Origin of the sequence: Siminovitchia terrae (assembly GCF_003605405.2) — a bacterium.
Lineage (GTDB): Bacteria > Bacillota > Bacilli > Bacillales > Bacillaceae_C > Siminovitchia > Siminovitchia terrae.
This window is the reverse complement of record NZ_QYTW02000016.1, coordinates 17081-41991: the sequence shown is the minus strand read 5'-3', so window position 1 is coordinate 41991 and position 24911 is coordinate 17081. Positions and strand designations below refer to the sequence as shown.

Annotated in this window: 21 protein-coding genes; 6 read left to right on the top strand and 15 right to left on the bottom strand. The window is 42.5% G+C overall.

What is annotated here, in order from left to right:
- Nucleotides 1-37 precede the first annotated feature (37 nt).
- The 3 genes from D5F11_RS15365 to D5F11_RS15355 all read right to left on the bottom strand — a co-directional run bounded on the left by D5F11_RS15365 (nt 38) and on the right by D5F11_RS15355 (nt 5183).
- A complete protein-coding gene (locus D5F11_RS15365) occupies nt 38-1291 on the bottom strand; it encodes a metal-dependent hydrolase family protein (RefSeq protein WP_120117032.1) in 1254 nt (417 codons plus the stop codon).
- A gap of 71 nt (nt 1292-1362) precedes the next feature.
- Nucleotides 1363-2928, bottom strand: coding sequence for an ABC transporter substrate-binding protein (locus D5F11_RS15360; protein ID WP_120117033.1), 1566 nt, complete (start codon nt 2926-2928; stop codon nt 1363-1365).
- A gap of 773 nt (nt 2929-3701) precedes the next feature.
- The gene (locus D5F11_RS15355) at nt 3702-5183 is read right to left on the bottom strand and encodes an aldehyde dehydrogenase family protein (protein ID WP_120117034.1); all 1482 of its coding nucleotides are present in this window, start codon (nt 5181-5183) and stop codon (nt 3702-3704) included.
- A gap of 268 nt (nt 5184-5451) precedes the next feature.
- On the opposite strand from D5F11_RS15355, the gene sspO reads away from it, so the two are divergent.
- Nucleotides 5452-5589: a small acid-soluble spore protein O gene (sspO, locus tag D5F11_RS15350; protein ID WP_120117035.1), complete on the top strand. Its 138-nt coding sequence runs from the start codon at nt 5452-5454 to the stop codon at nt 5587-5589.
- Between the two features lie 42 nt (nt 5590-5631).
- Here the strand turns inward: sspO and D5F11_RS26590 are convergent, their stop codons facing one another.
- Nucleotides 5632-5781, bottom strand: a complete 150-nt coding sequence (locus D5F11_RS26590; protein WP_185830729.1) for a hypothetical protein — start codon at nt 5779-5781, stop codon at nt 5632-5634.
- Nucleotides 5782-5972: 191 nt separating this feature from the next.
- Between D5F11_RS26590 and D5F11_RS15345 the strand changes: the two genes are divergently transcribed.
- Nucleotides 5973-7628 (top strand): SulP family inorganic anion transporter, encoded by a 1656-nt coding sequence (locus D5F11_RS15345; RefSeq protein ID WP_120117036.1) that lies wholly within the window; start codon nt 5973-5975, stop codon nt 7626-7628.
- A gap of 364 nt (nt 7629-7992) precedes the next feature.
- Here D5F11_RS15345 and D5F11_RS15340 read toward each other — a convergent pair whose 3' ends face one another.
- From D5F11_RS15340 to D5F11_RS15335, 3 genes are all read right to left on the bottom strand, one after another.
- Nucleotides 7993-9435 carry a class-III pyridoxal-phosphate-dependent aminotransferase gene (locus D5F11_RS15340; RefSeq protein ID WP_120117037.1) on the bottom strand — a complete coding sequence of 481 codons (1443 nt, stop codon included), beginning with the start codon at nt 9433-9435 and terminating at the stop codon, nt 7993-7995.
- A gap of 136 nt (nt 9436-9571) precedes the next feature.
- Nucleotides 9572-9724, bottom strand: a complete 153-nt coding sequence (locus tag D5F11_RS26585; RefSeq protein ID WP_185830728.1) for a hypothetical protein — start codon at nt 9722-9724, stop codon at nt 9572-9574.
- A gap of 154 nt (nt 9725-9878) precedes the next feature.
- On the bottom strand, nt 9879-10073 hold the full coding sequence (locus D5F11_RS15335; RefSeq protein WP_126646607.1) for a hypothetical protein: 195 nt from the start codon (nt 10071-10073) through the stop codon (nt 9879-9881).
- Between the two features lie 80 nt (nt 10074-10153).
- On the opposite strand from D5F11_RS15335, the gene D5F11_RS15330 reads away from it, so the two are divergent.
- On the top strand, nt 10154-12292 hold the full coding sequence (locus tag D5F11_RS15330) for an MMPL family transporter (protein ID WP_120117038.1): 2139 nt from the start codon (nt 10154-10156) through the stop codon (nt 12290-12292).
- Between the two features lie 182 nt (nt 12293-12474).
- Here D5F11_RS15330 and D5F11_RS15325 read toward each other — a convergent pair whose 3' ends face one another.
- From D5F11_RS15325 to D5F11_RS15300, 6 genes are all read right to left on the bottom strand, one after another.
- Nucleotides 12475-12678: a hypothetical protein gene (locus D5F11_RS15325; protein WP_126646606.1), complete on the bottom strand. Its 204-nt coding sequence runs from the start codon at nt 12676-12678 to the stop codon at nt 12475-12477.
- A gap of 324 nt (nt 12679-13002) precedes the next feature.
- The gene (locus D5F11_RS15320) at nt 13003-16134 is read right to left on the bottom strand and encodes an MMPL family transporter (protein ID WP_120117040.1); all 3132 of its coding nucleotides are present in this window, start codon (nt 16132-16134) and stop codon (nt 13003-13005) included.
- Nucleotides 16131-16598, bottom strand: coding sequence for a MarR family winged helix-turn-helix transcriptional regulator (locus D5F11_RS15315; protein WP_120117041.1), 468 nt, complete (start codon nt 16596-16598; stop codon nt 16131-16133). Before D5F11_RS15315 ends, D5F11_RS15320 begins: the two co-directional genes overlap by 4 nt.
- 135 nt (nt 16599-16733) lie before the next feature.
- Complete coding sequence (locus D5F11_RS15310) at nt 16734-17273, bottom strand: DUF7010 family protein (protein ID WP_245998226.1); 540 nt, start codon at nt 17271-17273, stop codon at nt 16734-16736.
- A gap of 1046 nt (nt 17274-18319) precedes the next feature.
- Entirely contained in the window at nt 18320-18874 is a 555-nt protein-coding gene (locus D5F11_RS15305) for a nitroreductase family protein (protein WP_245998224.1), read from the bottom strand.
- 78 nt (nt 18875-18952) lie between these two features.
- The gene (locus D5F11_RS15300) at nt 18953-20245 is read right to left on the bottom strand and encodes a pyrimidine-nucleoside phosphorylase (RefSeq protein ID WP_143253774.1); all 1293 of its coding nucleotides are present in this window, start codon (nt 20243-20245) and stop codon (nt 18953-18955) included.
- A 151-nt stretch (nt 20246-20396) separates the two neighbouring features.
- Between D5F11_RS15300 and D5F11_RS15295 the strand changes: the two genes are divergently transcribed.
- A complete protein-coding gene (locus tag D5F11_RS15295; protein WP_120117044.1) occupies nt 20397-20927 on the top strand; it encodes a YceI family protein in 531 nt (176 codons plus the stop codon).
- Nucleotides 20928-21075: 148 nt separating this feature from the next.
- Here D5F11_RS15295 and mscL read toward each other — a convergent pair whose 3' ends face one another.
- Nucleotides 21076-21468: a large conductance mechanosensitive channel protein MscL gene (gene mscL, locus D5F11_RS15290; RefSeq protein ID WP_120117045.1), complete on the bottom strand. Its 393-nt coding sequence runs from the start codon at nt 21466-21468 to the stop codon at nt 21076-21078.
- A 147-nt stretch (nt 21469-21615) separates the two neighbouring features.
- Here mscL and lepB point away from each other — a divergent pair, with 147 nt between their 5' ends.
- Nucleotides 21616-22182 (top strand): signal peptidase I, encoded by a 567-nt coding sequence (lepB, locus tag D5F11_RS15285; protein WP_120117046.1) that lies wholly within the window; start codon nt 21616-21618, stop codon nt 22180-22182.
- 501 nt (nt 22183-22683) lie between these two features.
- Here lepB and D5F11_RS15280 read toward each other — a convergent pair.
- Entirely contained in the window at nt 22684-24168 is a 1485-nt protein-coding gene (locus D5F11_RS15280; RefSeq protein ID WP_120117047.1) for a GGDEF domain-containing protein, read from the bottom strand.
- A 270-nt stretch (nt 24169-24438) separates the two neighbouring features.
- Here D5F11_RS15280 and D5F11_RS15275 point away from each other — a divergent pair, with 270 nt between their 5' ends.
- On the top strand, nt 24439-24900 hold the full coding sequence (locus D5F11_RS15275) for a flavin reductase family protein (protein ID WP_120117048.1): 462 nt from the start codon (nt 24439-24441) through the stop codon (nt 24898-24900).
- Nucleotides 24901-24911 lie beyond the last annotated feature (11 nt).

The following is a 24911-nucleotide window of genomic DNA, read 5'->3' as shown; positions in this document are numbered from 1 at the left end:
TAAGAAGTTCCTGACTATTAACAAACGGCTTTAATCTTTAATTTGAAGTTACAATAGCAGAACCAACTCTTATATCCTTTTGTATAATGCCATCCTTGATAACAACCTGTATGTTGTCTGTATTTTGTAGGGCTTTAATATTTGTAAGTGGATTTTCTTTTACAATTATGACATCAGCTAATTTTCCTGCTTCTATTGAGCCTAGGCGATCTTCCCATCCCAAAAGTTCCGAACTAACTTTTGTAGCTGAAAGAATAGCCTCCATAGGAGTCATTCCAATGTCACACAGCAATTCCAACTCTCTTAGATTTGTACCATGCGGGAAACACCCGGCATCAGTTCCCATCGCAATTTTAACTCCTGCTTTGTGTGCTTTCGCTATGCTTTCTCGATGAATATCTGCTACTTCGCTTGCTTTCTTCATTGCATAGTCTGGCAAGTTAGGAGTTTCCAAAACTGAAACAGGCGCAAGCAGTGTCGGAACCAAATAGGTACCATTTTCTAGCATCAATTCAATCGTTTCATCATCCAAGAAGATACCGTGTTCTATTGAATGAATACCTGCCTTAACCGCATTTTTAATGGATTCTGCCCCCTGTGCATGAGCCATGACCTTCAAATTCTTTCTGAAGCGTGCTTCCTGAACAATCACTTCTAGTTCCTCTTGCGAAAACTGCGTAAATTCAGGATGATCCGTTGGGCTTAACACCCCGCCAGACGCATGCACCTTGACAACCTCAGCCCCTGCACGGAAGATTTCACGGACTTTTTTGCGAACCTCTTCCGTACCATCGCAAATACCGCTTGGCATTCCAGGATAGCTAGGTGTAGTCGTGTCAATGCCGGATAAGTTCCATGAGTCGCCATGCCCACTTGTTGTTGTCAAAGCATTGATACTAATTTGCATACGAGGACCTGCCACAAGTCCCTGTTCAACGGCAGCTTTAAGGCCGGCATCAGCTCCTCCTGCATCTCGAACAGAAGTAATACCAGCGTCCAATGTTTTACGCATAAACGAGATTGATTTATAGAATTTCATTGAAAATGGTGTAAGTATCTTCTCCTGCATGCTCCCCACTTGAAAAGTTAAATGAAGATGCGAATCAAAGAATCCCGGAAGAATGTATCCCCCATCAGCATCAATTACTTCAGCATCATCGACTTGCTTAATTTGACCAATCGGTCCAACACCCACAATTGTATTGTCTTGCAGTAATACAGCTGCATTTTCAACTGTTGTTCCACCATTGACGTCCATCAAATTTCCGTTCTTTATCAATTTATATGTCATTTTGACTCTCCTTCATTGAAAAATTAACTTGAAAGAGTTGTCTCTAGAAGAAAGACAACTCTTGTGATGAGTTATTTCGACACACTTGTATTCCAGAGAACTGGACCATCAAAGACTGTGAAGCCGTCAACCTTATCTAATGTGGTAATAAAATCATAATGGAAACCTATATTGGAAACAGGAAGATATTTATGCCAGCCATAATCCTGCAGTTCCTTAAATAAGGCTTTAGCCTTCTCCTGATCGTTGGATGTCTTGATGCTATCAAGCAGTTCTGCTATTTTTTTATCATTTGTAAATCCATGTTGGTTATTGGTCAAATATAAAACTTGGGAAGGTGTGGTAACTGTTGAGAAACCGATGACGAGTAAATCCCAATTGTTTGGATCATTTTCACGCTCTAACAAAGTTCCCCAGTCATACACTTCTAGTTTTACATTTATCCCAATCGCTTTCAGCTGGTCCTGCAATACAACCGCTGCATTATATTGGTAATCGTAATCGCGTGTGACCATCAGCCGTACTTCCTCGCCGTTATAGCCGGCTTTTTTCAACATTTCTTTGGCTTTAGCTGTATCACCTTGGTTGTATACGTCTTTACCGCTATCGTTGTACCAGTTTGTTTGTGCTTTATTCATATAGCCCGCATCAATTTCGTAAAGGTCGGAGTGACCAAATACTGCTAGCATAACCTCTTCTGAATTGATCGCTGTATTTACAGCTTCCCTCAATTTAAAATCTGTGAAAGGGCCTTTTTCTTTGTTGTATACAAGCGTTATATTGCCATATAGGTCTTTATAAGTGTTTAAAGATTCATCACCAAGTACTTGCTCATAGTTATCATTTGATACCGAAAGCGAAACGTCATATTGACCGGTTTGTAAACCAGCCAATCTAGTTGCTGGATCTGTCACAATATCAAAATACAGGTCATCAACAAGTGCTTCTTTTTTTCCAGAAAGACCATCAGCCTCAGTATCCAAAGAACTGTAATCTTCAAATTTAGTCAAATGAATGAATTGATCTTGTGACCATTCTGAAAATTTAAAAGGTCCAGTTCCTATGTATTCCTTCGCTCCATCCTTACCTGCTTTTTCGATAACCTCTTTTGGCATAATCGCAGAAAATTGTTTTGGTGAAGCAATAACTTCCAACGTATCTAATGTCGGTTCATCCAGTTTCAATTCAACTGTATAATCATCAACTTTTTCAAATTGCGAATCTCCAAAAGTCGCTTTTGCAACCGAGGATTGTTCAATCCAGCGATTCATTGATGCCACAACATCATCTGCAGTCATTTCTTCACCATTATGGAACTTAATGCCCTTACGGAGGTTAAAAGTATATGTTTTTCCATCGTCACTTTTATCTACGGAATCCGCAAGCATAGGGACAGGCTCAAAATTAGAATTTAATGTAAGGAGCTGTTCGAAGATATGTCTTGCTACTTGTTTGGTCGATGCTCCCGGTGTCATCATCGGATCAATCGTAGGCGGCTGACCAGTAAGGGCGACGCGCATTTCCGACGCTGTTTCCTTTTTCTTTTTATCTTTATCTGACGAACTGTTGCCGCATCCGGCCATCACCAATGAAAATGCAGCAGCTAAAAGAAATAAAACTTTCCATGTCTTTTTCACTGAAAAGATACCTCCTGTTGACTTTACATAATATTTTCAGAATATTCCAGATAAACAGAGACCTTTCATGGGTATCTTTTCTTCTAAACTATTTTCTCAATAAGTATAAGATTACTAAAAGACGAAAATATTGGTGAATTTTCTGACAAACATGACATGATGATAGGATTTTATCCCGTAAAACGAGACAAGTAGAATAGCTGTCTAAGAATAAATCTTCTGAATATAAAGACCGTAAAAACTAGGTTTATTAGTAAAGCACCTTCACTTCTATATCCGAAAGTATACTCCAAAAGCCATCCTGCTTTTATTGACCAAATATGCGAAATTACCCATAACAAAATCTCTATTCTGAAAAAACTGTAACTTAAATATTACTAAATTCGACTTTATTTGGCAATAACATCAATAAATCGATTTAACTTCATTCAGCAGAAGTCTCCCACTTCTGTAAGTGGTGAGATGAATGCTGAATGAAGTTAAAGCAGTCATAGAACAAACTGCCTTTTTTCAATAACGATCGAAAAAAGGCAGTTTTTCTAATATTTTTATCTCCGTTTTCAATTTCGACCCCACATTCGCCAGGCCCAAAAACAAACTATTTTTGAGTGACCTCTTTTTCCAGGAATCACCTTAGCCATGACAATTATGAGAAAAAAACTTGATAGTATCAGGGGTCAAACGAAACGAACCCTTGAGCTGGCAGGATATGCCTCATTTATGTGATGGTAAAAGCAGAAAAAACGGTGCGTTATCCATCAGAGACGCCTCTATCAATAATTATCAATTTGCGCTCGCTGAATTTTTCCGCTGTAATCCACGTAGACTGATCTCCATTCAGTGAACACATCAAGTGATGCAACCCCGGAATCGCGGTGACCGTTACCTGTTCCTTTCGTTCCTCCGAACGGCAGGTGAATTTCTGCACCTGTGGTACCTGCATTCACATAAACGATACCTGTATCGAAATCGCGCATAGCGCGGAAAACTTTGTTTACATCAGCTGTAAAAATAGAACTGGACAGCCCAAACTTCACACTATTATTCACTTCAATGGCTTCATCCAGATCTTTTACCGGAATGAATGATACAACTGGTCCGAAAATTTCTTCCTGGCCTATCCGCATATCAGATTTGACATCCGTGAATAGAGTAGGCTGATAGAAGTTCCCTTTATCCAATCCACTTTCGGTGGCGAACTCCCCGCCTGCCAGGAGCTTCGCTCCCTCTTCTTTCCCAATTTTCACGTATTCGTGAATTTTTTCCAAAGCGGAACGGTTAATGACAGGCCCCACATCAACTGACTCATCCAAACCATCACCAAGCTTCAGTGTTTTCATCTTCTGGAGGACCTTCTGTTCCAGTGCTTCTTTGACAGATTCCTGGACGATGACACGACTGCAAGCAGTACATCTTTGTCCGGACGTACCAAAGGCGCTCCATACGATTCCATCCGCGGCTAGATCCAGATCGGCATCCTCTAATACAGTAACGGCATTTTTTCCGCCCATTTCAAGTGAAGTACGCTTTAGCAGTTCACCAGCGCGGCCGTTGATTTTGGCACCAACTTCATTAGAACCTGTAAATGAAACGAGGTCGATCTCCGGATGCTCCACAATCGCATTTCCTACAACGCTTCCGGAACCATATACAAGATTGAGCAGCCCTTTCGGAAGCCCGGCTTCTTCATAGATTTTCACAAATTCTGCTGCCAAAAATGGCGTTTCGGATGCAGGTTTCCAAACGACCGCATTACCGGCAACCAATGCAGGAAGGGACTTCCATGAAGCAATGGCGATTGGGAAGTTCCAAGGCGTGATCAATCCTGCGACACCCACAGGTACACGGACACTCATGGCAAACTTGTCCCGTAACTCGGACGGAACTGTTTCTCCGAATAGACGGCGGCCTTCCCCTGCCATATAATAAGCCATATCGATCGCTTCCTGCACCTCACCCCGTGCCTCAGATATGACTTTCCCCATCTCCTTTGTCAAAACCTGAGCTAATTGCTCCTTGCGCTCTTTAAGCAAATACGCCACTTCATATAAAACATCTGCACGTTCGGGAGCCGGTACCAGCGCCCATTTTTTTTGCGCTTCCTTGGCTGCTTGAACCGCACGGTCTACATCTTTAGCGGTGGAAACAGTCACCTCGCCAAGCACCTCACCGTTCACCGGATTCGTATTCTTGATGAATTCACCTGATTCGGAAGGAACCCATTCCCCATTAATATAGTTTACATATCTCTCCATTCGTCTGACTCCTCCATTCTTTCATTCTGTGTGAATCAAAGGGGGCTTGCCATTATGCATCAATTATATCAATCTAAACGCTTACATACTATTACTTTACTATTGGACTTTTACAATTTTATGATCAATCTCTATAAAAATGAATGGTTCACATGCTTGGATATTATTGAAAACATAAATGAAAGACACATGAAACTTTTACCTAGCTTTTCCACGAACTGAATATTCGCCCAAGACAAAGACAAAATACTTATTGGAGGTGATTGGGATGGCAAAAAGAACACAAAGCAACATCGAAGGCATGAACCCGGAAACAAAGCAAAATTTTGGAGCAAAGATTGATCCAACTGAGCCATTAACTGCAGCACAAAGGCTCAACAACAAAAAAAGAAAGAAGAATCAGTAAAAATCTTGGAAGCGAGCCCTTCTTCGCTTCCAAGACATCGTATCAAATTGCGCCTTGGCGTATTTGCGCCCAGATTTTATCAAGATCCGCTTGATTAATTTCCTCTGAAAATCTGTAGCATCCGTCGGAGGCTTTGATTTTATTCAGCCGGGGTTTGAACCCCCGCTGAATGGAATACCAATAGGCATTCATCTCACCACTTACTGAAATGCGAGATTTCTGCTGAATGAAGTTAAACGCCATTGATTTATTCAGCAAACTGTATGTTTATAAAAAACTTCCATTGATTTCCCTGTTATATAGGAGTATAGTAAAGTTAGATATACAAATTCCATTCATTTTTTCTTTCGTTTTAAGGAAAATATCAATAGAGGTGTTGCTGTTTGTTTGCTGATGATCGATTTCGCGATTACCAGCCTGCAAGCCTCCGAAAAGATTTCATTTCCGGAATCACTGTCGGTATCGTGGCCATTCCTCTTGGGATGGCTTTTGCCATGGCTTCCGGCGTCAAGCCTGAATACGGCATTTACACGACAATTATTGCCGGATTGATTGTATCTTTGCTCGGTGGCTCCCGCTATCAAATCGCGGGTCCTACGGGAGCTTTCATTCCGATTTTGCTTGCCGTAGTACTTCAATATGGTTACGAAGATCTGTTGATCGCTGGCTTGATGGCCGGGGTCATGCTTGTTGCTATGAGTTTTTTAAAACTCGGAAGTCTGGTTCATTTCATTCCAAGATCTGTTACAATCGGCTTTACAACGGGTATCGCTGTGATCATTTTCACTGGACAACTAGGCAACTTTTTCGGTTTAGACTTGGAAAGTCATGAGTATTTCCACCAAAATATGCTGGAGTTTATCAGTCATTTTGGGGAAACAAACGGATACAGCATTTTGATAGCTGTCATTGGTCTCCTCGTCATTATTTTCGTGCCAAGATTTTTCCCGCGTGTTCCCGTGTTGCTTGTGGGCTTAATCATTCCCACCATATGTGCGGCTCTTCTTTTTCCAGGACAGGTGGCAACAGTTGGCACGGCTTATGGAGGCATTCCGCAATCTCTTCCGAAGCTTCAGCTTCCAGAAATTACGTTAGCAAAGATTGCTACATTATTCACTCCCGCGTTGATTATTGCTGCTCTGGGAGCGATTGAATCACTGCTATCCGCGGTTGTTGCAGATGGGATGACGGGAGACAGGCACAAATCCAACCGTGAATTGTTTGGACAAGGGATCGCTAACATCGTTGCACCATTGTTCGGAGGAATTCCTGCCACGGGAGCAATCGCACGTACAGCAACAAACATCAAATCCGGCGCGGTAAGCCCGCTATCCGGGGTCATTCACAGTGTGTTTGTACTTTTGACACTGCTTCTATTTGCACCCTATGCTTCCTATATTCCACTCGCAGCCATGGCACCGCTTCTCATGCTTGTTGCGTGGAATATGAGTGGGTACAAATCATTTAAGCAAGTATTGCAGTTGAGGACAAGCGACTCGTTGGTTCTTGCCGTAACGTTTCTTCTGACCGTATTCATCAACTTAACGGTTGCTGTTCAAGTCGGCCTCTTGCTCGCAGTCTTGTCTTTTGTAAAAAAGAAGAGCGAGCAACTTCAAATCGACGATCCGGTCGACATCCAAAGGAAACGGCAGGAATCCTTGGATTTGACAGCCCATTTTCAAATTAAGAAGTTCACTATTAGGGGACCGCTATTTTTCGGAACTGCACAGAGCTTCGAACATTCCCTCATGGCTTCCATCAGGAGAATGCCTCGGGTGATCCTGCTCGACATGCAGCATGTAACGATGATCGATGCAACTGGGGAAGATAAGCTGGCGCTGGTTATTGATAGTATCAAAAATGCCGGCAGCACAGTACTTATTTCAGGCCTACCGGATTGGGGAATCGAGTTGTTCAAGAAAAGCGGCTTATATGAAAAAATTGGCGCTTCCTCCTTTTTCCCAGATGAAGCAAGCGCAAGGGAGTCTTTCTTCCGAAAACAAGAAACGATTGAAAGGGAATCGCTCCAGCAAAGGTAAAAATCCGCGGAGTAGTTCCTGTTTTTTTTGTATATATTTGATTTAGATGTCACACCACCCAGTGAAATTTATTGCTTCCGGGAAGCTTCTTAATGTTATCTTTCGCTTCCTGGAGGCGTTTTACTTTAAAAATTGCGATTCAATGCAGTTGATTCATGATTCTTAAATAGCGAAAAGATATGACTGATAATCGCTCTCCGAGTAGTTCAGGATTTGCCGGGTCTTTGTAATCCAATCTGCACGATTGTCTCCAAAGACCGAAAAACATAATATTGATCAGAAACAACAAAATACAAGCAGCCAAGAGAAAAAAGCCTGCGATACGCAGACTCTTGCATTGAATTTTTTATTATTTATTCTTTTATTATGTTAATACTTCCTCACTCTTTTCCAGCACCATCTGAGCGTCTAAATGGCTTAAGGCATAATCTAAGGCATCCATTGCCTTATCTATATCCTCTTTTGAAACATTTAGTGACGAACCAATTCTCAATGTGTTTGGCACAAAGCCACCGATTAAGACACCTTTCTCGATTGCTTTTTCATTAATAATATTAATAGGAAATTTGCTTGGATCTCCCTCATGCGTTACATTTCGATCCATTTCTATGAATGGAGTCAATTTTTCATCTTTTACCAACTCAACTATCCAAAGCACCCCAAAACCGGCTACTTGCCCAATAGAAGGGTGTTTTGCTTTCAAATCAAGAAGCTTTCCCTTCATATACTCTCCAGCTTCCTTTGCTTTTTCAACCAAATTTTCTTCCATCATATATTCTAAATTCGCACAAACTGCTGCCATGGCGATAGGATGGCTGGAATAAGTAGACACTGTCTCCCAGCGATGATTATCCATAAAATCAGCAATATCTTTATTTACTACAACCGCTCCTGCGGGGATAGCGGAACTGGACAGTCCTTTTGCTAAAGTGATGATATCCGGCTCTACACCGTAATGTTGATAACCGAACCATTCACCTGTCCTGCCAAAGCCTGTCAACACTTCATCAGCAATCCAAAGGATATCGAGTTCTTTTGTCATTTTCCGAATTTGAGGAATATATTCAGCTGGCGGATGAACCGATCCCGCACCTTGCGTTACCTCGGTAATCATTGCTGCTACTTTCTCTTTACCTTGGTTTTCAACCATTCTTCGCGTATATTTAACGCAAGCGAGTTCTCCTGACTCATCATGACAGGAACCATATGTATGGCCAAGAGAACAGCGCATACAGTTAGGCGATGGTGCAATAGCGACTAATCCATCTTGCTGGCCAGGGATATGAACAGGTTCTTCCTGAGCATCCGTTTCAACAAGCCCGCTTCTAACCCCTTTTAATTTTGTAACAGATGATGCTCCTCTGGTCCATCCGTGGTAAGCATACTCTCTCGTCACAACCAATGGGCGGTTTTTATATAACCTAGCAATAAATAAAGCAGTTTCAATCGCCTCACTGCCGGTTGATACAAACCGAATCTTGCCCGGCCAGTTTTCATTGCCGAGAATATCTTCGATTATATATTTAGCGGCTCTTGCTTTATAATCCGTGGAATAAGCGTCCCATACAAAACCATAGCGATTAAGGGCTTCTTTTATTGCGTTATTAATTTTCTCAACCCTTTGTCCGCTGTTTACACAATATAACTGGTTAAAGAAATCCAATAGGCGAGTTCCATCGGGCATGATGAGGTAATCACCGTCTGTAGATTCAATTGGTACCGATTCATATTCTTCCTGTGTAGCGAATGTTCTTAAAATATACTTGTTATCCCATTCCTCCACTTGCTTCCAATTGATATCACTCATAACTTATCCTCCTATCAAAATTCTTGATAATGATAATGCAATCCAACGGCCACTCTAAAGGATCGGGATTGTCCGCCCCTTTAGTTTGATTATATTGAATAGACTGAATTTTGTAAATAGAACTTAAGTTCCATCATTAAAGAAGGGCTGGATCAAATGCGCCTTGACGTATTTGCGCCCAGATTTTATCGAGCGGAGCTCGATAAGTTTCCTCTAAAAATCTGTGGCATCCGCCGGAGGCTTTAACTTTATTCAGCGGGGTTTGAACCCCCGCTGAATGGAATACCAATAGGCATTCATCTCACCACTTACAGAAGTGGGAGACTTCTGCTGAATGAAGTTAAAACTACTTTGCGTTATAGTAAACTTCATACATTTCTCCTTAATTATTGGTTGGAAATGGCAAAATCGGTGAATTTCGAAAGCAGACAAGTGTTACGGAGTCATTCCCAAAATCCACACAAAAATTCTCGATACTGCGCTTTTAGTGTGGTAGAATCAAATGCGCCTTGGCGTATTTGCGCCCAGATTTTATCGAGCTCCGCTCGATAAATTTCCTCTAAAAATCTGTGGTATCCGCCGGAGGCTTTAACTTTATTCAGCCGGGGTTTGACCCCCCCACTAAATGGGAATACCAATATGCATTCATCTCACCACTTACAGAAGTGGGGGGTTTCTGCTGAATGAAGTTAAACATAGAATATTTAAGGAGATAATCATGGAAAAGTTTGGACGCTTAATATACAAAAACAGGAAGCTTGTGCTTGCTTTATGGGCTGTATTCGTGATCGCATTCGTTTTTTTTGCCCTCAAGCTTCCATCAGTTTTGGGAGGCAGTGGCTTTGAATATGACGGTACGTATGATGAAGTGGAGAAAATCCTGGACAAGGATTTCGGAATACCCGAATCATCGATTATCCTTCTATTTGAAAGGTCTGGAAATGCCAAAAAGGATGCTTTTAAGCGTTACATTGAAGAAACGATTGACCATGTAGATCGCCTGGAAGGGACCGATATTTACCGTTCACCTTTAGAGTCCCCGGACATGATGAAAGAAAGCAGGGCCTATGCCTTGATTGAGCTCCATGGTGACAAGGATAAAATCGGCTCCAAGATAGAAAACATCCGGAAAGAATTGAAAAAAGAGGGCAATTTTTCGGCAGGATTGACCGGCAGACAAGTTATTGAGGAAGATATGAGCAAGGCTGCACAGGACGATCTGGTAAGGGCTGAGCTCATCGGAATTCCAATTGCCATCATTGTTTTGCTCCTTGCATTCAGAGGAGTGATTGCAGCAGTCATTCCGCTTCTAACCGGATTTGTCAGCGTAATTTTTGCCTTAGGGCTTCTTTATTTTACAGGACAAAAGATGGAGCTTTCCATATTTGTTCTGAATACAGCTCCAATGATTGGGCTTGCGCTCGGCATCGACTTCGCCCTCCTATCCGTCAACCGCTTCCGGGAAGAACTGGGCAAAAAGCCTGTGGAACAGGCGGTGATCACAACAGTCGCAACGTCGGGTAAAACGATCATCTTTTCCGGATTTTGCGTATTGCTTGGCATGATAGGCATGCTGTTCATCAATGTCGGTGTCTTTCAGGCAGTTGCGCTTGCAGGGATAGCCGTCGTCTTCACTTCCGTTTTGGCGGCCAATACATTCCTGCCGGCTGTCCTTGGAATACTGGGACACCGCATCAACAAATGGATGATACTAAGGTCAAAAGAAAAAGAAGTAAGCGGATGGCACAGGTTCGCCTCTTTTGTCATGAAAAGGCCAGTCATCATGGCTTTTTTGGCTGCTGGAATACTTTTTACCGGCGCCCTTCCGGTCGGAAAGATGAATCTTTCCATCCCTGAAGCGGACGCCTTGCCAAAATCCTTTGATTCAAGAACAGCCCATGAAAAGTTCGAAGAAACATTCAGTTCGGACGATACTGTGACCGTCCCCATCATCGCCCGTACTACTGACGATATCACTGAAAAAAATTCGCTGGAGGAATTGGAAAAAGTCACCAAGGAAATTGAGAGTGATCCGCTCGTTACAAAAACAGAGTCCATCTTTTCCACAACAAATTTGAATCCGGAAGAAATATACGCATCTTTGAGTGTTCCGGACACAGCCAATGCTATCAAGCCTGCCATTGATCAATTAACAAATGATAACCAGGCCCTCATCCAGGTAACATTGGATGCTGCTGCGTCCTCAGATAAAGCAAAAACATGGGTTCGTGAATGGAATGAAAAAGATATGACAGTCCCTCTCCTAGTCGGGGGACATCCCAAATTTCAGCAGGAGATTTTCGATGAAATTTACGACAAGATCATATACAGCCTTGCGTTTATTTTGCTGTCCACATATATTGTCCTATTTTGGGCATTTAGGTCGGTTTTGATTCCGTTAAAAGCGATCTTGATGAACATCATCAGTTTAAGCTGTACCTTCGGGATTGTTGTCTGGCTGTTCCAAGGAGGGCATCTTGGCTTCCATCTATCGGACATCGCTTTGATGATACCGGTTTTTGCCTTCAGCATCGTTTTCGGTTTAAGCATGGACTACGAAGTGTTCCTCATTTCGCGTATCCATGAGGTTTATTTGAAAACAGGCGATAATGATCGGGCGACTTTGGAAGGGTTGATTTCCACAAGTAAGATCATAACATCCGCCGCAGCTATCATGATTGTTATCACAGGTGCCTTCGCTTTTACCGGCGTTGTTCCGGTTCAGCAGATGGGAGTAACAGTCGCCATCGCTATTTTTATTGATGCAACCATCGTACGGATGATGTTGGTTCCATCACTCATGAAGCTTCTTGGCGATTTGAACTGGTGGGTACCGTTTAAAAAGAGAAATGCCTAGGAAAATGGAGCATCGCAGTTTATTGCGTTTGCTCTTTTTTGTATATATATTTTTGGAATCCATTCCAACCCGTTTCCGTAATCCGAATCAAGCCATGCAATAAGTTTACTGTTGTAGAGGGGGCTTTTTATTTCGTGAGTATTTTTTAGTTTTAAGAGTACTTTCAGGGCATTTACCAATTCTCAAGAGTATTCTCCAATTCCCAAGAGTATTTTCCAATTCTCAAGAGTATTTTCCAATTCCCAAGAGTATTTTCCAATTCCCAAGAATATTTTCCAATTCTCAAGAGTATTCTCCAATTCCCAAGAGTATTTTCCAATTCTCAAGAGTATTTTCCAATTCCCAAGAGTATTTTCCAATTCCCAAGAATATTTTCCAATTCTCAAGAGTATTCTCCAATTCCCAAGAGTATTTTCCAATTCTCAAGAGTATTTTCCAATTCCCAAGAGTATTTTCCAATTCCCAAGAATATTTTCCAATTCTCAAGAGTATTCTCCAATTCCCAAGAGTATTTTCCAATTCTCAAGAGTATTTTCCAATTCTCAAGAGTATTTTCCAATTCTCAAGAGTATTCTCTGAATCTCAAGAGTATTTTCCAATTCTCAAGAGTATTCGTAAATATGGAAAGTAAGTGCTGCAATCCAGACGCAAACTACAGGGAATGCACTGTAAAAAAGCCGGGAAGCAAACGCCTCCCAGCTTTTCCCTCCTTACTCATCACTTTTTCTAACAATAAACGGCCACCAATTCGCTTTGCCCAGCATGTTGATCATCACTGGAACGAACAGCGGTAAAATTACCAAGGCATAGAATAATAGACCAGACAATACTAAAGTGGCAATCTGCAGCATCGACAGAACGCCCGAAGGCAGCATGGCCGCAAAGGTTCCCGCCAAAATGACGGCTGCGCTCATGATGACGGTGCCCATGTTTTTCATGGCGAGGATAATGCCTGCTTTAACATCCAGTTCCTTATATTCCGAAAAGCGGTCCATCAAGAAAATGGAGTAGTCGACGCCAAGGGCGATCAAGATTACGAACCCGAAAAACGGCGTCACCCAGTTGATTCCCGGATAGCCAAGTATATTGACAAAAATCACTTCGGTCATGGAGATGGAAGAATAATAGGTTAAAAGAAGCGATGCAATGATATAAACTGGCATGACGAGTGAACGCAGTAAAACAACCAATATCAGGACGATACCGATCATCATGAAGGTGACTGTTTTTGTATAATCCAAGTCGGACATGGATTCCAGGTCACGGTTCATGCTTGTCACGCCGCCGATTCCGACGTTCGCCTGTTCAAGCTTCGTATCTTTCGTCGCTTTGGCTATCGTGTCTTCAATATTTGAAACCATCTCCATTGATTGTTTCGCATATGGGTTGGAATCGAGCACGATATCCATTGTCGTCATTTTTCCGTCAGCAGACATGTAAATGTCGTACACTCTTTGAAAATCTTTGTCTGTCAGTAATTGGTCTGGAATATAAATGCCGGATTGCTGCAAATCAGTATCTTCCGCTATGTCGTCCAGATGTTTTTTCGCTTCCCCGAAGCCGTCTTCAATTTTTCCGAGCCCATCACTGCTTTGGGATAAACCGTCTCCCAATTGATTAAGCTGGTCACCCATCTGCCCGAATCCGGATTGAAGTTTTTCCTGGCCGCTTGCGATTTCTCCCATCCCTGCTGCAATAGCTGGGATTTTTTCAACGACCTGATGCTGGCCTGAAGTCGCTTGCCCTAATCCTGATTCCAATTCGCCCAAGCCTTTTTCCACTTCTTTCATCCCTGACGAAAATTGGCCTAAGCCTTCAACGACATCCGACAAGTGCCCGTTAGCCGTTGCCAGGCCAGATTGGACCTTGCCCAATTCTCCGTTCAAAGCCGATACAGTTCCGCCGGCAATTGCCACCTGCTTCGTAGCACTCTCGACCCGCGACTGGATATCAGCAAAATTCGGATCGCCGGCGATTTCGGGGTGGTTCTGAACCAGTTTGCCAAGTGGTTCTCCAAGGCCCGCGAGTTGCTGCTGCGCATCTTCCAGACCGGCAGGCACTTTACCGTATTCGCTGATAAGCTGTTCCAGCCCTGCCTGCGCTTCTTTGTACCCATTCAGCAATTCCCGGGTTCCTGATTGCAGTTCGGCTGCCTGGCTGCTTGCCTGCGCCACTCCTTTTTTCAACTCGCCCGCACCGGACGTGCCCTGGCGGATTCCATTTTCAATTTCACTTAACGCGTTTTGCAATTGGCCGACACCTGATTGAAGCTCTTTGGTACCAGCTGTCAAATCGCTGATGCCCGCTGTAGCTTTCTCCAGCTCAGGCTTGGAATCTTTGATGGAAGATGCCGCTTCATTCAGCCCATCCTTTATCTTTGAAATGCCTTCATTCCCTTCACCAATCCCTTTACCAAGTTCATCCGCCTGTTTTTTCACATAGATCTCTTCTATTTTATCACCTGTCGGGCGCATGACACTTCGGACTTTTTCTACATGATCCAGTTTGTCAAGATCATTTCCGATTGACTCGATCAGCGTAAAATACTCCTTCGATTTCATCGAATCGTCGTTTTCGAGCACAACTTGTATCGGCATGATTTCGCCAGGTCCAAAACTGTCAGCCACAATATTGAATCCTTTGACAGACTCATATTCGTCGCCAATTTCATCCAGCGAGTTAAAAGACAGGTCACCATCATAGCTGACTAGAAGCGGAACAGTAAATGCGGCCACAATCCCAAGTGCAATCAGAGGGCGAGTAATAGCAAGATTGCCCATCCATCCCCAAATCCTGCTTTCTTTGTGGGAAATGTCTTTTTTTACCGGCCAAAAAAGAGCTTTTTTCAAGGTCATCATAAAAAACGGAACTAGTGTAAACAATGCTATAATCAGAACGAACACACCGACTGCAACTCCGACCGCCGATTGATACAGCTTGAATGTCGCAAAACCAATCGAAGCAAAACCGATCATCACGGCAACCGCACTGTAAATAACAGTTTTTCCAGCAGTCTTATAAGTCGTGACAATTGCGGACGGAATATCATAACCTGCCGACAATTGTTCTTTATAGCGGCTTAACAGCAAAATACAGTAGTCCGTTCCGACACCGAAAAGCACGGCAACCATAAATGTCTGTGTAAAATTGGAGACGGGAAAATTGAGACCGTCCACCAAGAATGCTACAACTGTCGAGCTCACCAAATATGTCATTCCAACGGTCAACAATGGCACGAACGGAGCGACCGCCGACCTGAAAACCAGTAGCAAGACGACCATAATAAAAATGACAGTGATTACTTCCGTTTTTTTCAGCCCTTTTTCGGAACTGATGATTACATCTTCACTGATCAGCGAATTCCCCGTCATGTATGTATCAACGTTATCTATCTTTATTTCCTTTTCCAAGGGATCGCGGACATCTTTCACTTCCCTGCCGTCCATCTTGACATCGATTAACGCAATCACTGTATTTCCATCTTTTGAGACAAGCTGGCTCTCCAGTTCCTTGTCATCAAAGTGAGAGGTGATTCCATTGATACCCAGCTCGGATTTTTTCTTCTCCAAATTGCTTATCGCTGCTTGGATACTTTTGTGCTGTGAACCGGACAGTTTTTTATCATCATGGAATACAACAATGAAAGCCTCTGTCCCCTCTTCCTTCGACGAATGTTTGGCAATGATATCCGAAGCAACCGAAGAAGGATATTCGTCTGCGATTGTCAGCTGCCCCTTATCCCTGACAAGCTGGTTCATGTCCGGTGATTTGATGATCAAGGCAACGGCCATAACAATCCATAAGGCTAGAACCACCCATCTGAAACGTAAAATGCTTCTCATGATTTTTCTCCTTCATATTTCTCAATATAAGTGGCAATTTTCTCAAACACATTCAAAAAATTCTCCAACTCATTCTTTGGGATATCACGTATAATAGCCTCAACAAATTCGTTGATTTTACTTTCCAGCGTTTGGTAAAATTCCTTCCCTTTTTCAGAGACCCTCAAATAGACATTTCTGCGGTCCTCTTCGTCCCTTTCACGTTCCAGCAAACCTTTTTTCACAAGCTTATCGACCCGTACCGTAATGGCGCTTCTATGCACATAAAGCAGGCCGGCCAATTCAGAGGCGCGAATCGGCCCATTTTTGTAAACCATACGAATGAGCGTAAACTGCTCAAGCGACATTTCTTGTAAAAGCTGCTCAGAAACAAGAGTCGACATCCCTTTTCGTCCGTGTAGCATAATACTCATGAATCGCTCAAAGATTAATTGTTTATTATCCAAATTAATTCTCCCCTTCAATAGTTGACCCCCTAAACCATATAAAAAAAGAAGGGATGTGTCAATGTTAAAGCGAGGGAGTTTGAAGAACAATAGATTGTATTCTGAGCTTACTAACTGTATTCACGAAAAAGTTCAAAAAACCCTTTCGGAGGTTCAAGCACTGCGGCTTAAGGACGATTTTTTCTTATAATCCGCAAATAAAGCTAAATTGAGCAGAACAAGAGAGATCGCCATAACAAGAGGAATCACCCAGGGGTGGCTGGCTCTTGCAAACCCTAAAATCATGACCATGACAGAAATCACTGGAGCGTAAATATAATAAGGCATCGCCTGGTACAGCCAACCATATGGGAAAAGATGGGCAGCAGTGATGATTGCAAAAACCGCAACCATGTCTGACGGAGAATGTACAAAAACCAAAAATAAGATAGGAAAATACATCAACTGCGCCAAATTCAGAACCAATCCTAGATCGCTCAGAGGAAGCCCTTTGCTCCTCCAGTCTACTTTAAAAAACTTGGACAAAGTGACTGCCATTGGAAACATGATCCCTGAACACCAAAGCATCAAAATATTTTTCCATTTTATATCCAGAGGCAGAAAAAAAATGAATGTAAATATAATCCAGACGATGACAGCCGAAGATAAAAAAGAAATACCGTTTTTACTCTGTGTGGCTAATTCATTTTTCATGTCTGATGTATTCATAGCTTACCCCCTAATTGAAAGTGTGTGCATATCTTAAAAGTCTATCATGTACCCTGACAGATGAACACACAATTTTTAGAATAATAGCAATTCGTTTTATAGAATGCGAATTATATACTGTTTCCACGGATCTAAACTTAGGCATTTTTAATGTCATGGTAAACTACATTAAGAAAAGCGCAAGGCGCTTAGCCTTAGACGACAAGCACAAGGCAAATTGCGAGGAGGCAGTTCTTCAGCCACCACAGCAATTTGACTTGATCCTTGCGCCGATGGCGCCTGGCCTCCTCAAGCTGCCACATCCTTTTGCTTCGCTTGCACTAGTAATTCCTGTACATCGGCAGGCTCAGGGCGCGACATCCTGTCACTTCGCTTGCACTAGTACTTCCTGTACGTCGGCAGGCTCAGGGCGCGACATCCTGTCACTTCGCTTGCACTAGTACTTCCTGTACGTCGGCAGGCTCAGGGCGCGACATCCTGTCACTTCGCTTGCACTAGTACTTCCTGTACGTCGGCAGGCTCAGGGCGCGACATCCTGTCACTTCGCTTGCACTAGTACTTCCTGTACGTCGGCAGGCTCAGGGCGCGACATCCTGTCACTTCGCTTGCACTAGTACTTCCTGTACGTCGGCAGGCTCAGGGCGCGACATCCTGTCACTTCGCTTGCACTAGTACTTCCTGTACGTCGGCAGGCTCAGGGCGCGACATCCTGTCACTTCGCTTGCACTAGTACTTCCTGTACGTCGGCAGGCTCAGGGCGCGACATCCTGTCACTTCGCTTGCACTAGTACTTCCTGTACGTCGGCAGGCTCAGGGCGCGACATCCTGTCACTTCGCTTGCACTAGTACTTCCTGTACGTCGGCAGGCTCTGGGCGCGACATCCTGTCGCTTCGCTTGCACTAGTACTTCCTGTACGTCGTAGCTAGACATATAAAATCTTAATTTGAACAAAATATTCCATCAATTTTATACTTTCTTATCTTTCAAAAAACCCGCCCGGACATCCGGGCAGGCATGGTTCACATGATGATTAAAAAGTTGTCAGCTTTTCTGTAGGATTGGTTCTTTCCCGCTGTCTCCGCCCAACGACTTCTTTATCAAAGTATCCAAGGTGCAAAATACCGACGATTTTTTCACCCGTCTCTACTCCGATGGCCGAACGGAATTTTGGATCATGGATATGCAGAGGTGTTTTCCAGCAGACCCCTAATTCTTTTTCCCAGGCAAGAAGCTGGAAGTTCTGTAATAGACAGCTTGTTGCGGAAAAATCTTCTTCCCAAACTTTTTGGCGCGGATCATCATTCATCACCGCGACTAAAATCGCAGGCACCTCTTCGAATTTCCTTCTTGTCGCAGCATGCTTCGCAGGCTCTTGACATTCCAAGACCGCATCGATAAAAGCTTCTTTACGGTTTCCGGAAACAAAAATGAACCGCCATGGCTCCCTATTTTTATGATTGGGCGCCCAAACCGCATCCTCCAATAACGATAACACGAGCTCCTGGCTCACTTCTTTATCAACAAAACCTGTTTTTACGGTAGTTCTATTACGAATGATATCCGCAATCGAGTTTGTTGCAAGCACTTTTACATTACCCCCAAATTTTAATTGAGAATCTCTATCATTTATCATACCATGAACGCTTTTATTTTCAAAAGGATTTTACCCTCTGATCAAAGGCAACGTGGAAGAGCGTTCACCTGAAACCTTATACGCCTGCAAAATTCTCCTTGACGACATCTCCACAACTTCTATGTTACTGTGGATAGTTGCAATCGGTTCATCCTTTTTCACTTCATCCCCAATTTTTTTATGTAAAACAATACCAACGCTCAAGTCGATCACCGAATCCTTCGTAGCACGGCCAGCCCCAAGCAGCATGGCGGCTGTACCGATTTCATCAGCAGTAATTCCTTCCACAAAGCCAGCCGCCTCGGCCAAAACTGGAATCTTATACTTGGCATCAGGAAGCCTCTCCGGATGATCGACAACCGAGGCATCTCCTCCCTGCGCTGATAATAAGGTTTTGAAAGCCACCAGCGCCTTGCCGTTCTCGATGACTTTCTCAAGCATGGCATATGCCTCCGCCTCTGTCGACGCTTTCCCTGCAAGAACAACCATCTTACTGCCAAGGACAAGACAAAGCTCATGCAAATCAGCAGGGCCCTTCCCTTTCAACGTATCGATCGCTTCTTTCACCTCTAATGAGTTTCCGACTGCAAATCCAAGCGGCTGATTCATATCGGAAATAACGGCGGCCGTTTTCCTTCCAACCTGTTCTCCAATTTCAACCATTGTTGAAGCGAGAGCCTGAGCATCTTTCATCTCTTTCATAAAAGCACCAGATCCCACTTTTACATCCAAAACAATGGCGTCCGCACCAGACGCAATTTTTTTGCTCATGATGGAACTTGCGATGAGAGGAATCGAATTGACGGTTGCAGTTACATCACGAAGGCTGTAAATCTTTTTATCAGCTGGTGCCAGATTTCCTGATTGGCCAACGACAGCCAGTTTATTTTTATTCACCAATTCGATGAATTGCTCCTCAGATACTTCCACATGGAACCCTGGAACTGCTTCAAGTTTATCGATGGTTCCACCTGTATGGCCAAGTCCCCTCCCGGACATTTTCGCTACTGGAACCCCGACCGCAGCTACAAGTGGCGCTAAAATCAAAGTGGTTGTATCCCCCACTCCTCCTGTAGAATGTTTGTCAACTTTGATCCCGTCGATTTTGGATAAATCAATTTGGTCTCCCGATTCTGCCATAGCCAACGTCAATTCTGCTGTCTCTTCCGCTGTCATTCCTTGAAAATAAACAGCCATAAGCAAAGCAGACATCTGATAATCAGGGATTTCATCCTTACTGTATCCGTCAATTACAAAGCGAATTTCCTCGGGCGTGAGGACCACTCCCTCTCTTTTTCTTTCAATAATATCTACCATACGCATAAACCGACACTCCTTTGGCAAAATATTCATTAATGTGATTATCAGTTGAATAACGTTCATTGTCAAAAAGACACTTTACAAACAAATGAATACCAACTATAATAAATTTATAAACTTACAAAAAGTAACTTTGGTAGGAGGAATTATAATAATGGCCAATTCTACATGGACACTTGACAAAGCACACAGTGAGGTTGAATTTTCAATCCGACATATGATGATTTCTAGAGTTAAGGGAGGATTCAGGGATTTCGATGCTGAAATCGAGGCAGATCCTACAGATCTAACAACTGCAAAAATTCAATTTACTATTGACATTGCAAGCATCGACACTGCCAATGAGGATCGCGATAACCATCTCCGTTCCGCCGATTTTTTTGAAGTAGAGAAATTTCCAAAACTTACTTTCACTTCAACCGACATAAAAAAACAAGGTGACGATTATGCAATTACAGGAGATGTTTCCTTGCATGGCGTGACAAAATCCGAAACATTCATCGTGACTTCAGGCGGTGTAGTGAAAGATCCTATGAGCGGTGCACAAAAAGCCGGTTTCAGCATAACAGGAACAATCAAAAGAAGCGATTACGGCTTGACATGGAATGCTCCGTTGGAAACAGGAGGAGTACTTGTCAGTGACGAAGTAAAAATCAACATGGAAGTTCAAGCTTCAAAAGCATAATAATGAAGAAAAGTGCAAGACGCCAGGGTCAGAGCGGACGATTCCTAGTGATCTCCAAGCGCTACGTTCTGTAGCTCCAGCTGGATCTGGGCGCGCCATTAAGTAAAACAACCACGCGGATAACATGAAATCCGCGTGGTTGTTTTTATTATTCCGTTTCTCCTATTCTTTTCTGTTCCTTTAGGAGATCCCTAATTTCAGATAAAAGTTCAATGTCCGGTTCCACTTCCGGCTCCGGCTCTTCTTCTTCTTTCTGGATTTTTAGTTTAACCAGAAGCTTGATAAACAGGAAGATGGAAACCGCAATGATAAAGAAATCAACAATACTTTGAATAAATATGCCATATTTAATCACGGAATCACCAATTGTAATCGACAGCTTTTCAAAGCTATGTCCGCCTAGAAGAGCTCCGACTAAGGGCATGATAATATTATCAACCAATGAGGAAACAATTTTTCCAAAGGCCCCGCCAATCACAACGGCTACAGCCAAATCCAATATATTGCCCTGAATCGCAAACTTCTTAAAATCTTCCCACATTCCCATCAACCTTTCAAAAAAGATGTCTCTTTCATTCTACATAAGAATCGAAATTTCACAAGAAAAAATATATTCCGGCTATCTGTTGCAAGAGAAGCGGCTTTTAGAGAAAATAATGGTATAAAGAGAGAATGGAGAAGAAGGATCATGAATAATCATAAACGCACTTCAAAAAGTATCGTTAGTTGGATTCCCCCACTCCTTCTTGCCTTAGGACTGGTGATTGCCATAAGAGCTTTCCTGTTTTCTCCCATGATTGTGGATGGCGCATCAATGGAGCCCACACTCCATGATCATGAAAGAATCATCGTCAGTAAAACGATTTCCTGGACGGGAGAGGTGAACAGAAGCGAAATTGTCATCATCAAAGGGGATGACCCAAAAACCAATTATGTAAAAAGGGTCATCGGGCTGCCTGGTGACATGATTGAAATGAAAGATGATCAGTTATTTATAAATGAACAGCCAATAGAAGAGCCTTATCTCAAGAAGAATTTGAAAGCTGCGCAAGAAAAAGGAGATAATCTAACGGAAGACTTCGGGCCCATCATTGTTCCCGAACACAATTTTTTTGTCATGGGGGACAATCGTTTCAACAGTATTGACAGCCGGAGTCGGCTCGGGTTTTCTCTCGGATTCATTGAGAGGGACCGGATTATCGGAAAGAGTAAATTCGTCTTGTTCCCATTGAAAAATATCAGGTTAACGAAATAGAATGATGGTGACTGTCCGAGTTGGAATGGTATATCTTTACGATGTATAGATCTGGCGGAAATAGCTTGGCCCCCGAAGAGTACAAGACGAAGTTTGAGGTTGATAGTTTGAACCTGGAAAAATGATGGTTTCAGTCTATTCGGGCACCAAAGCAGGGCAAAAACCTTATCGCCGTGAAGATCTTCTCAAGCCTATCTTTAGAATGGCTTCCGTTCCTTCCGCTGGATCACTTCAGACTGTCGAGAAACCCTCGACAGCCTTTTTTATATGAAAGCCTACCAAAATGAAAGACTGCAAACCTATATGAGAAAAACTTTACTTTGATGAGGAGATTGATCAAATCGTCTTATAGATTAAACACTCCAGAAATATTAAAAATATGCCCTCTCATTTTTTAAAAAGAATGAGAGGACATGACCGTAGCAGTATTCAGTGAAAGTCTTTCAACCGGAGCTAAAAATTCGCAGTAGTCCCAAATCCTTAATACTCAAGTGTTTTCCCTTAACTGCTCATTTGATAAATATTAAATTGATTTTTCCCTTTTTTCTTTGATTCATAGAGCGCACGATCCGCTTTATTATACAGGCTGTCGACATCGTCTTCACCACTTGCCATGGCGATGCCGACGCTGATGGAAACATCAATTTGATTCTTTTCACTGATATCCCGGAACAGGCGCTGCATTCGTTTAATGAGCATAGAAGCAGACTTCTTCAATTCCTCTTCTCCGATATCCGGAAAAATCACCACGAATTCATCTCCGCCCAATCTGGCAGCATGATTGTCTTTTCCTGCACTTATAAGGATTTCGTGGGCTGCCGCTTTGAGTATATGATCTCCTTCGGTATGGCCTAGGCTGTCATTCACCATTTTGAAGTTATCAAGGTCAATCATCATCAATGCAAGATTGCCTTTCTTTTTATCTAGATGTTCTTTTACCAGTTCTTCAAAGGCCGCCCTATTATTCAGTCCTGTTAAAAGATCATGAAAAGCGAGATACATCGGTCTTGCCACCCGCCGAGCGATAATCCAAGAAATGACGATAGCTGCAATGAAAATGACAGAGAACTGGATGAGAAATTCCTTGCGGCTTTGGTTCAGCGCCTTGTTCAACTCATCCTTGTTATAAGCGATTTCCACAACTCGGCTTGTGGAATAGCCTCTTTGTTCCTCAGCTTTGTACGGAACATAATGATATGTAATCTTTTTCCCGTCTATCTCCTGCTCTGTCTCCTTGACTTTTCCGGTTTTCAAGGCTTTTCGGAAAGTCTCCCACTTATCTAGCGAGTTTCTCAAGTCCTCTTCTTCCTTTTTAGAGCTGCCTAAGATGAATCCTCCACTATTATAAACCTTGATGGACTCAACCATAGAAAACCGCTCTTCCAACTCTTTTTCAACCTCAAGGAAATTGAAGTGCTTAAAAATCTCCCCATCTTCCAATGAAACACCCAGCTCAATGATATATTTTTTATCTGGTGTAGGAATATAGCTGAACTTCTTTATTTCACCACTGTTCAAAGAGATATCCATTCCATCATGAGAGAATTTCCCCTCATTCCTTCGCTGGTCCAGCAGTTTGGAAAAATTGACGCAGCATGCACCAAAATCAAGTCCGATATCATCATGCACACTGCTGAAAGTCACGACGTTTTGGTTATTCAGGATATATACATCCATTTTATATTTCTCATTTAATCTCTTAAAATCCCATTGCTCAAAGTCCGGATTTTTTTTATATAGGGAGATTAACTCCTCCGAATAGTCTTCCATCATCTCCGCCATATCCTTGTCAAACAGCATATAAGCCTTGTCGATGGAATGCAAAGAACTCAATATATTATCTTCAATCATACTAAGCTTCAGTTCATGTTCCTGAAACAGTTTGTTCCTAATTTTTTCTTGGTTGATTAAAGCGACTACTAATGATATGAAGATGGAGAACGCTATCATAATCAATGTTAGCTGCAGTCTGAAGTTTTTATTCATTGGAGGCTGCACTCCTTTTATTAAACAAAGATGATGAGGACAATTATACTATTTGCTGAATAAGTTGGAAACTAAAAATTGGACAAATAATTGAAAAGGACTTTTGATAGCCCTAGAAGTCCTTTATAATTAAGTACAAATCCATTTATTTCTCCACCCTTTTATAAGTGAAAGGCAAGTTTTCTATTCTTTTTTGCGGTTTATTACTATATTTACTATTGCTACAATTTAAAAAAGAAAGACTTAAACTTTAAAAGGAGAGATGAATAAATGGATGCAAGAAAATTCCGTAATTGCGTAGGTCACTTTGCAACAGGTGTCACGGTGATAACCTGTGAAACCGAAACAGGTACACATGGACTGACAGCCAACTCGTTCACCTCGGTTTCTTTGGACCCGATGCTTGTTTTAGTATCTGTTGATCGAAACGCGAAAGCTTTGAACACCCTTAAAAATAACAAATTTATTGTAAACGTTTTACAAGTGGACCAGCAGGACACTGCCATGCATTTTGCGGGTCGGCCAAAAGAAAGCTTACCTTTTGAATGGGAAGATGGAAAACTTGGAAAGCGTATCAAAAATTCATTGGCATTTATAGAGTGCGAGCCTTGGGCAGCATATGATGGTGGTGACCATGTTCTTTTTCTCGGAGAGGTAAAAAACTTTGAATATCATACCGGGCAGCCTCTTCTTTATTACTGCGGGCAGTTTTCCGAAATTGCGGCAAAATAATGTTTCGTATT